Below are 15,023 nucleotides of genomic sequence, written 5' to 3'. Positions count from 1 at the left end.
ATACTATTGTGGGTCGCATCGAATTTCAATCATAAAGCCATCGGGGTCGTAAAAATACACACCCCTACCAGTAGGACGACTGACAGGGCCATGAGCAATGTGAATTTGATTATCTCGCAAAACTGCCACCGCTTGCTCAAATAATTGCGGGTCGATGTCAAAAGCTAAGTGATAGGCTCTTGTAAAACTCTGTTCCGGGTTGGGATGAGGTGGTGTTAAATCAGGAGTCCAAAATAAATCCAGAATCGTCCCATCGGGAGTGATGAAATTAGCGACTTTCCCAGATGCTACCAGTTCTACCAAAGTTGCTGGTACTTCATCACCAGTCAACTCATGCAACCCCAAGATATTGCCATAGAAATATCGAGAAGCTTGCATATCTTTCACATTGAGGGCAATGTGATGCACTTTCCGCAGATTACCCGGTGCAAGGCTACTATTTAGGGCGTTGGTACTAGATAGCATGGCAATACAATTCCATTATTCCAAATGTAGGGTGCGTCAGTGTCAGAAAACCTAACTACACCAAGAAATGATTCATACTGACGCACCTTTGTATATTAACGTAATGCGAAAGTCCCTACCTTCAGCCAGTAAGGTGCGTCAGCGTGAGAAAACCTAACTACATCAAGAAATGATTCATACTGACGCACCTTTGTATATTAAGAGAAGTAGTAGATATTTTTATCTCCCTCATCAGCCCTAATAACTACGGCAAAATAAAACCGTACTTCCGCAGTCCCTACCTTCAGCCAGTAGGGTGCGTCAGTGTGAGAAAACCTAACTACACCGAGAAATGATTCATACTGACGCACCTTTGTATATTAAGAGAAGTAGTAGATATTTTTATCTCCCTCCTCACCTCTAATAACTACGGCAAAATAAAACCGTACTTCCGCAGTACAGCCTTGGCTTGGTTGTCAGTAGTTAAAAACTTGACATACTCCTTAGCCGCATCAGGGTTTTTACTGCTTTTAACCACTGCTAAAGGATAAATAATTGGAGAGTGGTATTTTTCATCAGCAGCTACTACTACTTTTACCTTGTCAGAAATTTTAGCATCGGTGGCATAAACTAAACCTGCATCAGCATTACCACTTTCTACCACAGCTAAAACCTGACGCACGTTGTTGGCATAGACTAATTTCGGCTGAATTTGAGGTAATAACTTGAGTTTACGCAAAACTTGGTCAGCATATTGTCCTGCGGGGACACTCCTTGGTTCACCAATAGCGACTCGCTTAATGTTGGCATCTCTCAAATTGTAGAAGCTAGTAATACCTCTGGCGTTCTTAGGGACAACCAAAACAAGGCGGTTCTTTGCTAGGATCGCTCGTGTACCAGGAAGTAACAATCCTTTCTGCTCCAAAGCATCTACTTGTCTTTTAGCGGCAGAAATAAACACATCTGCTGGCGCACCCTGTTCAATCTGCTGCTGCAAAGCACCAGATGCACCAAAGTTATAACTAATGTTGACATTGGGTTTACTTTTTTGATACAGAGGCTTAATTTCTTCGAGTGCGTCTTTCAAACTAGCAGCAGCAGACACCAGTAAATTGACATTAGATTGTGCGACTACAGGGGAAGGTGTCATAAATGACAAGCCAACTGCTATCAAACAACTAGCAACTGCCGCACCAATAAAAGCAAGGATTTGTCTTCGTTTCATAGGAAAATTAGGCTTAGATAGATTCTTCTCCAAGGATTGAGGCTTGGTAGGAGTGTATTGAGAACACCACAATATTTACCAACCAAATTGGTAACATTATGCCAAGAAAAGAACAAGGATGGATCACTTTTCAAACATCGGAAGAGGAGCGCAAGATTCTGGAAGAGTTTTGTCAGCAGTCTCAGCGCACCAAAACTGAGATTTTGCGGGAACTCGTGCGTGGTCTTCATCAGCACTCTACACCACCGACATCATTACCAACCACCAAGGTAGACAAGGTGGAAACAGAAGTTCTCTCTAATACCTCTGGGCTGGAAGTTAGTAGTTCTAAAAGACCACTAAAAGTTAGCTCTCGTAATATTCTCAAAGGTGTGGTGAAAAAGGTTGTCGCTGGCGCTGTTAATAGTGAAGTGACTCTAGAGATTGTTCACAAAGTAGAGCTAACCTCGATTATCACTAGAATGTCAGCTGAAGAGTTAGAACTGATTGAGGGGGCAGAAGCTTATGCAGTCATCAAATCGAATGATATTGTCATAGCTAGAGAATGAAGACGAGTTTTGGGGTAGGTAATAAGCAATAGGTAATAGCCTTTTCTCCCCCCACTCCCTCATCTCCCCCTACTCCCCACTCCCACAAAATAGCCGGACAACCTCTCTAAAATAGTTCGGTTATGCGAACTGCTGATAAAAATTAAATTGCTAAATTAATTGATAGTTGAGCAACAGTTGAGATAATTGCTATGAGTAATGATTCCCATCGCAATCCAGAAAGTTCTTTAACTGAAGTCATGAATCATAATCGGCTGTGGGAATATGTGCAATCTCTGAATCCCCAAACTGTTAAGGAATTATCTAAACCAGCGTCACGAGAAGTTCTTTATTTAATTCAACGTGCTGTTATGGCAACTTTGGGTAATTTACCCAGCGATAGGTTTAATACAACTATCACAACTAGCCGTGATGAGTTAGGCAAGCTTTTAGGTTCTGCAATGGTAGATGGGTATTTTTTGCGTAACGCGGAACAGCGTCTAGAGTTGGAGAAGAGATTTTTACCAAACAATCATGAAACTAACTTGAATATCTATCCTATGATAGAAAACTCTCAAACAGAAGAATGATCGGAATAATATTGCCAGGACTTACACAATAGACATCTCCGGTAATTAAATGTGCGTCAGTTTAGGATGGTGCGTCAGTATCAGAAAACCTAACTACACCGAGAAATTATTCATACTGACGCACCCTACATTTGGAATATTTTTTCTCTGGAAGTCCCAAAAATAAAGGCTCAAGTGTTAATACTTGAGCCTTTGTTAAATTTAATTCAGTAAATTAAAATTAATAACGGTTATTACGGTAGCCACCGCCACGATTACCACCAAAGGAGCCTCTGTCTTCTTTGGGTCTAGCCTTGTTGACTTTCAAATCACGACCCATCCATTCAGCGCCATCAAGCGCATCAATAGCTGCTGCTTCTTCTGCTTCTGACTCCATTTCCACAAAAGCAAAGCCGCGTAAGCGACCTGTTTCACGATCAGTAGGAATTTGAATCCGCTTCACAGTGCCATACTCTGCAAATACAGCAGTGAGGGTATCTTGTGTAACTTCGTAAGAGAGGTTACCTACATAAATTGACATTAATATTCTCCAAAATCATCAGTATGCAGAGATTTAGATTTCGGAGAGAGTCTGTAAATACCAAGAGGAAAAAGCCTATCAATACTAAAAACAAACACTATCGCCGAATTAAGTCTCACGCCTCATCGTTACACATAAAGCCTGGCATGAATGAAAAATTTAAAAAAAATTTACAAAAAAACATACTAATCTTGGGAATGTCCAGAGCTTGTATCGGCTTAGGTGATATCTGCATAGAATCTTTTGGACAAAAAATGTAGTTAATAATACTGAATATTAACTGCTTAGGCAATATTTTAAACAAAGACTGCTCCATAAAAGAAATACTGCTGTGCTTGTCGAAAGCAGATGGAAATCAGTCTTGGATGTGATGGAGAAACTAGATTATTCAGAGATAATCCGGTAAATTGTTGTTATATACCAACTTTATTATTATTAAGTTGGTAAATTGGAAGTTAAGAGAAATCTTGCTGAGAAAGCCTGTTGCCCCGTAATTCTCGTTATTACAACTATGCCACTGGATTTGTCACCCCTTTGGATATCGCTGAAAACGTCGGTATTTGCTACATTCATTACCTTCTTTTTGGGAATTGCGGCTGCTTATTGGATGTTGGGATATCGAGGTAAGGGCAAATCTTTGATTGAGGGGTTATTTGTAGCTCCCTTGATTTTACCACCTACGGTGGTAGGCTTTTTGTTACTGCTGTTTTTCGGCAAAAATGGCCCAATGGGGCAACTGATGCAGCCTTTTGATATCAGTATTGTATTTACTTGGTACGGGGCTGCGATCGCCGCTACAGTTGTCTCGTTTCCCTTAATGTATAAAACCGCTTTGGGGGCTTTTGAACAGATTGATGGCAATCTCTTGCAGGTAGCTAGAACCCTTGGTGCGAACGAAGCCACTATCTTTTGGCGGATTAGTTTACCCCTAGCATTTCCAGGGATTTTAGCAGGTACAAGCCTCGCCTTTGCCCGTGCCTTGGGAGAATTCGGTGCTACCTTGATGTTAGCTGGTAACATTCCCGGACAAACCCAGACAATCCCGATGGCAATTTATTTTGCTGTGGAAGCTGGGGCAACGGATGAAGCTTGGTTTTGGTCGCTGGCTATTATGATTGTCTCCCTATCGGGGATTATTGGTGTCAACTTTTGGCAAGAACAGAGGGAGAGAAGAGGAGAAAGTAAGCGGGGGAGCAGGGGAGCAGGGGAGCAGGGGAGAGATATTTCTTTGTTATCGGCTGTGCCTGCTGAAGTGAAGCTGTTTGTAGATATTGAGAAGCGATTACCCAGTTTTAATCTCAAGGTGGCATTTAATACTGATGAGCAACCTTTGGGATTATTGGGGGGTTCGGGTGCAGGTAAAAGTATGATTCTGCGCTGTATTGCGGGCATTGAGACACCCACAAGAGGGCGGATAGTTTTAAATGGCAGAGTGTTATTTGATTCAGAAAAAGGAATTAATTTACCTAGCCGCGATCGCCACATGGGTTTTTTAGTGCAGAATTATGCCCTGTTCCCGAATATGACAGTGGCGCAAAACATTGCTTTTGGACTACCCAAAGGAATAGCAGATGGGAAAGGGCGATCGCAGGTAGAAGAGTTATTGATAGCCATGCAATTACAGGGATTAGGCGATCGCTACCCTCACCAACTCTCTGGAGGACAGCAACAACGGGTAGCTTTAGCCAGAGCCTTAGCCAGTCAACCAGAAGCCTTGCTGTTAGATGAGCCTTTTTCAGCACTTGATACACATCTGCGTAGCCAACTAGAACAGCAAATGAGTGCAACTCTAGCCCAATACCCAGGTGTGACACTATTTGTCACCCATAATATGGAAGAAGCTTACCGCGTTTGTCCTAATTTGCTTGTCATGGAACACGGTAGAGCCGTACATCATGGTTCTAAATACGATATTTTTGAGCATCCGGCTACTGTCAGTGTTGCCCAAATCACCGGGTGCAAAAACTTCTCTAGTGCGATCGTTCATTCACCGCAACAGATAGAAGCACCTGATTGGGGTTGTCAGTTGCAAATAATGGCAGAAATGCCCCAAGAAGTCACCCACGTTGGCATCCGCGCCCATCATCTGATATTTACCAAAGATTCTCACCAAACCAACACCTTTCCCTGTTGGTTAGCGCGAACCAGCGAAACACCGCACCGCATGACGCTATTTTTAAAACTCAATTCCCCCGCCAATGATTTACAGGATTACCATATACAAGCCGAAGTTTTCAAAGAGAAATGGGTAAATATCAAAGATCAACCTTTCCCTTGGTATGTACATTTAGATCCCCTGCGTCTAATTTTAATGAATAGTCATTAGTCATTAGGCATTTTTCATTTGTAGAGACGTTGCATGCAACGTCTCTACAAGTCCATAGTTAGTTGTTATTCCCCCCCATCTCCCCCATCTCCCCCATCTCCCCCACTCCCCACTCCCCACTCCCTACTCCCTTCCCCATATCCTGTGCTTCAATATGAAAGCTATTAAGGATTTGATGGAGTATGCCGCAGAAAGCAGCCGCTTTAAGGTTTGTCATTTTGTTGGGTTTTGTTAGCCTTTGTGCCGATGCTACTTATGAAGGAGCGCGTAGTATCACAGGGGCTTATTTAGAAGTTTTAGGAGCTAGCGGCACTGTGGTTGGTTTGGTAGCTGGCTTTGGAGAACTGATTGGCTATGGCTTTCGCTTAGTGATTGGTTATCTCAGTGATCAAACAGGTAAATATTGGGGAATCACAACTTTAGGTTACTTTATTAATACTGCCGTTGTGCCACTGTTAGCATTAGCTGGCAGGTGGGAAGTAGCCGCAGGTTTAATGATGGCTGAACGCACCGGTAAAGCGATTCGGACTCCTCCACGGGATGCGCTGCTTTCCCACGGTGTAAGTCAAATTGGCAGAGGCTTTGGCTTTGGTTTACATGAGGCTATGGATCAAACTGGTGCCGTCATGGGGCCTTTGGCGGTAGCGGCAATGGTTTATTTTCAGGGAGAGTATCGCAACGGCTTTACAGTATTGATTGTGCCTGCGGTTTTGGGATTGATTGTGTTGGGAGTTTTGCAATTTATCTATCCCAATCCTAGTGATTTTGAGGAAGAAACTGAAGAGAGTCCCCAAGAAGAGGGATTGCCGCGTATATTTTGGATTTATTTGGGTGCTGTAGCTATTATCGCCGCCGGTTATGCAGACTTCCCTTTGATTGCTTTTCATTTTCAAAAAGCAGGTATTGCCACTGGGCAAACTATACCTTTGTTTTATGCCTTAGCGATGGGTGTAGATGCAGTAGCAGCACTAATATTTGGCTATCTATTTGACCGAATTGGGATTTTTGTGTTAATTATTGCCGCTTTTTTGTCATCCTTATTTGCACCATTAGTATTTTTAGGAAATACCCAATTAGCACTATTAGGTATAGCATTTTGGGGCATTGGGATGGGAGCGCAAGAATCAGTTTTAAAAGCTGCGATCGCTGGCATGGTTCCCAAGCACAAACGCGCCACAGCCTACGGTATTTTCAGCACTGGTTATGGTCTAGCTTGGTTTTTAGGTAGTACCTTAATGGGTGTGTTATATGACCACACAATTACTATGTTGATAGTCTTTGCTTCTGCTACACAACTATTAGCAATAGTCTTTTTTGCCTGGGTAAAATTGCAATCTAAAAGCAGCAATATACCACTGACAAATTAATTATGATCTAGAGATGTAGGGGGATGAGGAGGCAGGGGAGCAGGGGAGGCAGGGGAGGATGGGGGAGTGAGGGGAGTGAGGGGAGATGTAGCTTGCTTCCCGTAGGGTGGGAGTGAGGGGAGATAAGGTAGACAAGGTAGAATTTTTACCCAGTCCCCAGTCCCCAATCCCCAATCCCCAGTCCCCAATCCCTAAATCTGTAGGGCTTTAAACCACTTATTAACAAAAGTATTAATAGTTTGTTTAAATTGATGTTTGCGATTCCATCTTTGGAAAGCCATTTCATACTCTTCACCCTTCATCAGAAAGGTATTCCAAACATCCAGTCCGACTGCTAACCCACAGAATAGTAACAGGTATAGCGACCAAGAAATAGTTGCACCACCAACAAAATCAACCAAGACAAGAAAACCATTGACAATGGCATAATTGCCCAAACGTTTCTTAAATCTGGTGAGACGGTAAGTATTAAAGGCTTGACGCTGCTGAATTTCGTAGTTTTGCGATCGCCAGTCTTTTTCTGCTAACTTTAAAGTCTCAGGAGAGATTTCTAACTCCTGGGCAATTTCTAAGATTTGCTCATAGCTAAACTCTTTATCTTGGTCGTCAGCTTGCCGGGCGATCGCCAGCTGTAAAATTCTTTGTATATCGTCTTGGCTATAGGAACGGTGGTTTTGAGGATCAAAGGCCGTCATAGTTGCTATCTCTTAGGTGTTGTTCATGCAAATTTATCGCCCGCTAGCTGTCAGCTAGATTGCATCACTCAAGCTGTTGCATTACCTCTACATTAGCAAATATTTGCGGGTGTACCGAAATCAGTGACAGTTCTACACCGAACATAATTATTGTGCGATCGCTCCTTTAACTCTATCAGGACTTACGCAGGTATCACACACAACCTATCTTGTAGGGTGCGTCAGATGCCAAAAATCTGTTGAGAATAGCGAGAAACCCAAATCTGACGCACCCTACGAATGTGCCAGTTGTGTAAGTGCTATCTATATATTACTGATCAATTAACGAGCATGAGTTTGAATAAGCAAAAAATCTTTTTGTTTATTCAAAATACCCTTTTGCTTACTCATTTAAGTATTTTCCGCAAGCAAACAGCAGTTTGTTAACTCATTTAGCACAAATGCTTACTCATTTCAGTAGATCGCGTATTCATTTTGGTGTTTTCAGCAAGCAAACAGCAGTTTGTTAACTCATTTAGCGTAAATGCTTACTCATTTCAGTAGATTACGTATTCATTTTGGTGTTTTGTCAGTCTCCTACTAGCGAGTCAGGAGAATGTTAACGACTTACCGTTAATTCTTCGGGAAAATCTACAAATCTTCGAGAATACGAGATGTAACCTAATTCTTCTAACTTGATTAACACTTTGTTGGCACTCTCAGCAATACTCTCTTGAACTGTGTCACATTCAACATCTGGATAAAGCGGTACTTCATAAGGATCATCAATACCTGTGAACTGCTGAATTTTCCCCAACCTAGCTTGTTTATATAAACCTTTGACATCTCGCTGTTCACAAGCTGCTAAAGGTGCATTAACATAAACTTCAATAAAATTGCCGATTAAACAACGCATTTCCTCACGCATTTCACGGTATGGTGCAATTAATGGCACTAAAACAATTACATCATTTCTGGTTAGTAAGTGAGCGACAAAACTCACACGGCGAATATTTTCTTGTCTATCTTCTTTACTAAAACCTAACCCTTTAGTCAAATTTTGACGTACTTGATCACCATCTAAAACTTCTACTTTACGTCCAATAAGTCTTAACTTTTGCTCTACAACTTGGCAGATAGTAGATTTACCAGCACCACTTAATCCGGTTAATAAAACAGTTACACCCAAATTTTTACTCATAATCTTTTATAGGTTACTATATTCATCTAATAAAACTAAATGACTACATTAGTAAACTATCAAACCTGATTTTGACTAGATATTTATAAATCTCAATTTAAAATTAACCATTCTTAAAATATAGCGTTTTCTCATCACATGAGGTATATCATAGTCCTCTCCTCAATAAATAATGTTCTCAATTAACCCGCCCCTACCAGTTTTACCTATTCCTTCATCCCTACTATCTGCATACATCATCAGTAAAATTACTGATGATGATGATTAATTATTTTAGCTAACATCTCTGGCTGTAAAACCATGCTTAACCAGCAAAAAAGATAAATTTTTAAATGTCTCCCAAAATTCACTTTATCTCAGGGCTACCACGTTCAGGTTCTACATTGCTTGGTGCTTTACTCAGACAAAATCCTCGATTTCATGCCAGTATGTCTAGCCCAGTAGTCGGACTGGTTAATCGAATACTAGACGGGATGAGTGAAGACAATGAATACTCTTTCTTTATTTCACCAGAGCAAAAACGGGCATTGGTTTTGAGTATTTTCTCTGCATACTATCAGCCCCAGGCAGACAAAGAAGTTATATTTGACACTAATCGCCTGTGGTGTAGCAAACTATCCCTAATTCATGAACTATTCCCCACCTCAAAAGTCATTTGCTGCGTGCGAAATATTGCGTGGATTATGGATAGTATTGAAAGGCTAGTGCAGCGTAATGCTTTTGATATTTCTAAATTATTTAATAATTCCCTGGAACGCGCCAATGTGTATAGTCGGACTGAAGCTTTGAGTCAAGGAGGGCGATTAGTAGGGTTGTCTTATAATGCCTTAAAGGAAGCTTTTTATGGTGAACATAGTCATTCTTTACTGTTAGTTGATTATGACTTATTAAGCCAAAACCCGGAGAAGACAATATCACTTATTTATCAATTTCTAGAGGAAGAACCCTTTGCCCATGATTTTGATCATGTGCAGTATGATGAGCCGGAATTTGATCAGCGTCTTCGTACACAAGGGTTACATAAAGTAAGAGAAAAAGTTGAGTTCCGCCCCAGACAAACTATTCTACCGCCTGATTTATTTACTAAGTTTTACGACTTATCTTTTTGGACAGAATTAAGTAATAGTCAGGCGAATGTGATTGTTGCCCAGCCTTTATGAGTCAATTCAAAATTCAAAATAGCCTACGGCAAGGCTTGCGCCTACAAAATTCAAAATAAATTTTGATTCTTATTCCCCCCTTTTTAAGGGGGGTTAGGGGGGATCTGAATATACTTAAATCACTTCCGAACGCTTTTCAAACACCCTCTAACAGGATGTTTGAACGTTTACATACAAATCTGATTAGCTGATCCTGCATCATTTAGATTCCCCTACCCCCCCTTTGAAAAGCTACGGTGTAATCACAAATCTGATCACCTTGTTGCGTATCGTTTTGATCCCCCCTAACCCCCCTTAAAAAGGGGGGGACAGGAATTTAAGTTTCTCTTGAAAAAGGGGGGGACAAGAATTTAAGTTCCTCTTAAAAAAGGGGGGAACAGGAATTTAAATCCCCCTTTTTAAGGGGGATTTAGGGGGATCTAAAACGTTTTGCTACTAACAAGAAGACTGTAAAACATTAACTCAGTGTGATTAAACCTGAATTAAGTGCTGTGACGATTTCAAGCACTTGATTGAGGACAAATCTCTATCGGGATTTGTATCACTTATACAACCACAATCAAGGGAGCAATTATATGGCAGATTTTGTAGTCAACCAAGCAACTGATGATGGTACTGGCTCTCAAGCAAATACTTTGAGTTGGGCTATTTTACAAGCGAATCAACTAGCGGGAGATGACACCATTACCCTGGCTAATAATGTGCGAGTTACAGGAGTCATGAAGACTCTAATTAACAGCAACATTACTATTGTTGGGAATGGTAATAGTATTAGCGGTGATGCCAATAACAATGGTGTTACTGATGTTGGTGATGTTCGTCCCTTGTTTATCTTGTCCGGCACGGTGAACATCTCTAATTTAACCATCACCAATGGCATGGCTAAAGGGGGAGATAGTCGAAGGGGTGGCGGCGGTGCTGGTATGGGCGGCGGTTTGTTTATCTATGATGGCAGCGTGTCGTTAACTAATGTCACCTTTAGCAATAACAAAGCACTAGGTGGTACTGGCAGTGGCGGTAGCGGTTTCGGTGGTGCTGGGATGTTCGGTAATAGCGTCAGCTACGGCGGCGGTGGTCTGTTTGGAAATAGCAGTAACGACTTTGGTGGCTATGGTGGCAATGGCAACTATGGTGGCGGTGGCAACGGTGGCTTCGGCGGTGGCGGCAACTACCGCAACTCTGGCGGCTTCGGCGGTGGTGGTGGCGGTGCTGGCCACACAGGAGGCAACGGCGGCTTCGGTGCTGGTGGTGGCTATGGTGGCTACGTCGGCGGTGCTGGCGGCTACGGCGGCGGTGGCGGCAGCAGTCGAGAAGGAGCAGGTGGCACTATCGGTGGCTTTGGCGGTGGCAATGGCCTCAACGGTGGTGGCACAAGCAGCAACGGCGGCGGCGGTGCTGGGATGGGTGGCGGTATATTTATGCGTAGTGGTTCATTGACCCTGAACAATACCACTTTTAATAACAACACGGCCACAGGTGGTACAGGTTTTAATAATGGTAAGGGTTTAGGTGGCGGGATATTTATCATGCAGTCCACCACTAACACCAACGGCAATAACCAGTCCATGCCATCTACTTTACCCACAGTCTCATCTACGGGAACAACTTTCAACGGCAATCTTGCGGCTGATGATACTGCAACTAATAATGTTTATACTCTCGTAAAAATCACTCACACTGGAGGCAGTACCAATGTTACTGAAGGTGGTGCGACTGATACTTACACAGTCGTCCTCAATGTTCTTCAGCCCACAGCCGATGTCATCATCACTATTAATACTGACTCTCAACTCACAACCAGTCCTACAATTCTCACTTTTACACCCCAAAACTGGAACGTACCCCAGACAGTTACAGTCACGGCAGTAGATGATCTCACAATAGAAGGTAATCACTCAGGTAGTATCACTTACACAGTCGCTAGCACCGATAGCAACTACAACAGTATCACCTCTTCTCCCCTTAACGTTGCTATTACCGACAACGATAATGCAGGTGTCACCATCACTCCAAGCGGCCGTAGCACTGATGTTACCGAAGGTGGAGCAACTGATACTTATACAGTTGTCCTGAATGGGCAACCAACAAGCAATGTCACCATCAATATTAATACTGGCTCTCAACTCACAACCAGTCCCACAACTCTCACCTTCACACCCCAAAACTGGAACATAGCTCAGGTAGTTACAGTCACCGCCGTAGATGATACCGTAGCTGAAGGTAATCACTCAGGCACTATCCAGCACACAGCCACTAGCAGTGATAGCAACTACAACGGCATCAGCATTACATCGGTTAATGTCAGCATTACTGATAACGATTCCATTAATCCACCAACACAAGGGACATCAGGCAAAGACATCCTCAGAGGCACAAACAACGACGACACCATTAACGGCTTAGACGGCAATGATTACATCTTTGGCGGAGATGGTAATGATACCCTAGATGGTGGTACTGGTACGGATTACGTCTTCGGTGGTGAAGGTGATGATAGTGTCAGTGGTGGAGATGGTAATGATTTCCTCTATGGTGGTGCCGGCAATGATACCCTCAACGGTGGTGAAGGCGGCGATAACCTCGATGGTGGAGCAGGTGATGATACCTTAGCAGGTGGTATTGGCAATGATATTTACACTGTAGACAGCATTAACGACCAAGTAATTGAATTAGAGGGAGAAGGAACTGATAAAATTAACTCTTCCATTACTTGGGATTTGAACAATAGCGCCAATGTAGAAAACCTCACCCTCATTGGTACTGCTATTGATGGTACTGGTAACGCCTTGAATAACCACATTGTCGGTAATAATGCCGTTAACACTTTACATGGTGGAGATGGTAATGATTGGCTGATGGGTAGAGGTGGTGATGATATTCTCATTGGTGGTAACGGCAATGACCGATTAGACGGTGGTACTGGTGATGATAGATTAGAGGGTGGTCTGGGTAATGATATTTACGAAGTAGATAGTGGACTAGATGAGATTATCGAAGCCCCAGATGCTGGGATAGATACAGTCATCTCTGTGATTGATTGGAATTTAGGTGATAACCTGGAAAACCTGACTTTGGTGGGTAATCAAGCTATGTTTGGTATAGGTAACGATGCAGATAACCGAATCAACGGTAATAATGCTGACAATTTCCTATTAGGTTTAGATGGTGATGACCAACTATCTGGCGGTAATGGAGATGATGTACTCATCGGTGGTTTAGGTTTTGATAGATTAGTAGGTGGCCGGGGTGCAGATATCTTTGATTTAACTGGTGTTCTCTTTGGTGGCTTTGATACTGTGGTGGATTTCAATCTAGCAGATGATATTATTCATCTATCTGGAGATGAATTTGGACTGAGTGCAGGAACAACATTAGATGCAAGTTTGTTCTCCTTGGGAATAGATGCGACACAAGCAAGCGATCGCTTCATCTATAATCAAGCTAAAGGCGAATTGTTCTATGATGCTGACGGTGTGGGTGGTGCTAACCAAGTGCAAATTGCACTGTTCTCCAATCGAGTAGCTTTAACTAATGCTAGTTTTCAAGTTGTCTAAATCTTTGCCAACTTAAATATTAATTTGTACTTTCAATACCAGAAGCGATGCGCTTACGCCACACTTCAAGGCGATCGCTTCTGGTATATTACCTTTGATAGCTGGTGGTAATCAGCCACAGAGATTTTAGCAGGGTTAAAGTTTGAGAAAGATTTTATTCGTCGATTATTGAGCGAGGAAATGATGCAGGAATCAGTCATTTATCAGGATATTTTGCTCAAGGGAGAGCAACGAGGAGAAAAGAAAGAAGCTGTTCGTTTCTTACAGCGTCAGTTAAATCGGCGATTTGGAGAAATAGATTCATCCATAATTGAGCGTCTGAGGGTGTTATCTACGGAACAGTTGGAAGTATTAGGAGAAGAATTTTTAGATTTTACGAATGTATCTGATTTAGTAGCTTGGCTAGAACAAAATATCAAAAATTGACCCAATAGACATCTCTAGAGGCGATGGGATACACCCCACCGTAGGCTGCATCCCATAATCTTAAGCAGGCTGGCGAAAATTATAAATTTCTTTAATTACTGCTACCCAACCATCAGAGACTGATTCTAAAATGCGATCGCCTTTTTCTTTAGTAGCTGTAGTCGCATCACCAATCACACCAGTTTTACTAATATCTTTTGTTACCCAAGCCACAGGTAATTTCCCCTCCCAACTCAACAAACTACCTTCTGGCTGTTCTGGGGGATACTCTGCCACAGCTTGATCTAGCCTCACTTGATCAGGTAGAATTGCCAACATAATGCTAGTTTCTGCGTCACCTGCGTGCATACCTTGGGTTGCTTCCTTTGGTGTCAGCAACTCCTTAGTGATATGTGGTACACGCCAAGTAAAAAGCGGAAATACAGCAAAGTCGCCATACTTAACGTGTAAATCCCGCGCCGCCATTTGCATAACTTGGGGTTGCCCCCCGTGGGAATTCATCAATACCAACTTTCTAAATCCAGCACGGTAGATACTTTCTGCCACTTCCATTATTGTGGCTGTGAGTGTTTCTGTGCTGAGAGTTATCGTCCCCGGAAAGTGCCAATGTTCGTTAGACTTACCATAATAAAGAAGGGGTAAAGCATAGGCAGGAATATGAGCATCCAGCTTTGCCAAAGCCTTTCCCAAAACTCCCACACTAATAGCAGCATCAACAATCAGTGGTAGATGAGGCCCGTGCTGTTCAATTGCCCCCACTGGTTGAATTATTACCACATTTTCCTTATTCGGCATAGCCTGAATCTCAGTCCAGGTAAGGTAGGGAAAAAACCGTTCTGGGGGAATAAAACTGTGCATTTTGGGAAATTCAAAATTCAAAATGAAAGAACGCAGCTTTCGCTTACTACTATCGCATCATTGTGATCTTAGCGGGGAATTGAGCATGAAATTTTTCTCCCCCTGCCTCCCCTGCTCCCCCTGCTCCCCCTGCTTCTTTAGTATCCCCTAT

At 42.5% G+C, this 15,023-nt stretch carries 13 protein-coding genes and 1 pseudogene; 7 read left to right on the top strand and 7 right to left on the bottom strand.

From position 1 onward, the window contains the following. Positions 1-3 precede the first annotated feature (3 nt). From NOS7524_RS11895 to modA, 3 genes are all read right to left on the bottom strand, one after another. Positions 4-465: a VOC family protein gene (locus NOS7524_RS11895; RefSeq protein WP_015138732.1), complete on the bottom strand. Its 462-nt coding sequence runs from the start codon at positions 463-465 to the stop codon at positions 4-6. 197 nt (positions 466-662) lie between these two features. Further along, positions 663-815 carry a hypothetical protein gene (locus NOS7524_RS29980; RefSeq protein WP_171815368.1) on the bottom strand — a complete coding sequence of 51 codons (153 nt, stop codon included), beginning with the start codon at positions 813-815 and terminating at the stop codon, positions 663-665. 56 nt (positions 816-871) lie between these two features. After that, on the bottom strand, positions 872-1,669 hold the full coding sequence (gene modA, locus NOS7524_RS11890) for a molybdate ABC transporter substrate-binding protein (protein ID WP_015138731.1): 798 nt from the start codon (positions 1,667-1,669) through the stop codon (positions 872-874). A 98-nt stretch (positions 1,670-1,767) separates the two neighbouring features. On the opposite strand from modA, the gene NOS7524_RS11885 reads away from it, so the two are divergent. Together NOS7524_RS11885 and NOS7524_RS11880 are read left to right on the top strand one after the other, a co-directional pair. Next, positions 1,768-2,217 (top strand): TOBE domain-containing protein, encoded by a 450-nt coding sequence (locus NOS7524_RS11885; RefSeq protein WP_015138730.1) that lies wholly within the window; start codon positions 1,768-1,770, stop codon positions 2,215-2,217. A 191-nt stretch (positions 2,218-2,408) separates the two neighbouring features. Further along, entirely contained in the window at positions 2,409-2,786 is a 378-nt protein-coding gene (locus NOS7524_RS11880; protein ID WP_015138729.1) for a DUF760 domain-containing protein, read from the top strand. Positions 2,787-3,006: 220 nt separating this feature from the next. Here the strand turns inward: NOS7524_RS11880 and NOS7524_RS11875 are convergent, their stop codons facing one another. Next, the gene (locus NOS7524_RS11875; protein ID WP_015138728.1) at positions 3,007-3,306 is read right to left on the bottom strand and encodes an RNA recognition motif domain-containing protein; all 300 of its coding nucleotides are present in this window, start codon (positions 3,304-3,306) and stop codon (positions 3,007-3,009) included. A 511-nt stretch (positions 3,307-3,817) separates the two neighbouring features. On the opposite strand from NOS7524_RS11875, the gene modB reads away from it, so the two are divergent. Continuing rightward, positions 3,818-5,632, top strand: a complete 1,815-nt coding sequence (gene modB / locus NOS7524_RS11865; RefSeq protein ID WP_015138727.1) for a molybdate ABC transporter permease subunit — start codon at positions 3,818-3,820, stop codon at positions 5,630-5,632. 182 nt (positions 5,633-5,814) lie between these two features. Continuing rightward, positions 5,815-6,999 carry an MFS transporter gene (locus tag NOS7524_RS11860; RefSeq protein WP_015138726.1) on the top strand — a complete coding sequence of 395 codons (1,185 nt, stop codon included), beginning with the start codon at positions 5,815-5,817 and terminating at the stop codon, positions 6,997-6,999. A gap of 191 nt (positions 7,000-7,190) precedes the next feature. Here NOS7524_RS11860 and NOS7524_RS11855 read toward each other — a convergent pair whose 3' ends face one another. Beyond that, a complete protein-coding gene (locus NOS7524_RS11855; RefSeq protein ID WP_015138725.1) occupies positions 7,191-7,694 on the bottom strand; it encodes a 2TM domain-containing protein in 504 nt (167 codons plus the stop codon). Positions 7,695-8,292: 598 nt separating this feature from the next. After that, positions 8,293-8,874 carry an adenylyl-sulfate kinase gene (gene cysC / locus NOS7524_RS11850; RefSeq protein ID WP_015138724.1) on the bottom strand — a complete coding sequence of 194 codons (582 nt, stop codon included), beginning with the start codon at positions 8,872-8,874 and terminating at the stop codon, positions 8,293-8,295. Positions 8,875-9,206: 332 nt separating this feature from the next. Here cysC and NOS7524_RS11845 point away from each other — a divergent pair, with 332 nt between their 5' ends. The 3 genes and pseudogenes from NOS7524_RS11845 to NOS7524_RS11830 all read left to right on the top strand — a co-directional run. After that, positions 9,207-10,034 (top strand): sulfotransferase family protein, encoded by an 828-nt coding sequence (locus NOS7524_RS11845; protein WP_015138723.1) that lies wholly within the window; start codon positions 9,207-9,209, stop codon positions 10,032-10,034. Between the two features lie 575 nt (positions 10,035-10,609). After that, positions 10,610-13,588 carry a calcium-binding protein gene (locus tag NOS7524_RS31095; protein WP_015138722.1) on the top strand — a complete coding sequence of 993 codons (2,979 nt, stop codon included), beginning with the start codon at positions 10,610-10,612 and terminating at the stop codon, positions 13,586-13,588. 117 nt (positions 13,589-13,705) lie between these two features. Further along, positions 13,706-14,014: pseudogene (locus NOS7524_RS11830) on the top strand (DUF4351 domain-containing protein); the annotation flags it as partial. A 60-nt stretch (positions 14,015-14,074) separates the two neighbouring features. Here NOS7524_RS11830 and NOS7524_RS11825 read toward each other — a convergent pair. Further along, positions 14,075-14,872 carry a creatininase family protein gene (locus NOS7524_RS11825; RefSeq protein WP_015138720.1) on the bottom strand — a complete coding sequence of 266 codons (798 nt, stop codon included), beginning with the start codon at positions 14,870-14,872 and terminating at the stop codon, positions 14,075-14,077. Positions 14,873-15,023 lie beyond the last annotated feature (151 nt).

The organism is Nostoc sp. PCC 7524 (genome assembly GCF_000316645.1).
GTDB lineage: Bacteria > Cyanobacteriota > Cyanobacteriia > Cyanobacteriales > Nostocaceae > Trichormus.
The sequence above is the reverse complement of the archived record's forward strand: the minus strand, read 5'-3'. Positions and strand labels throughout refer to the sequence as shown.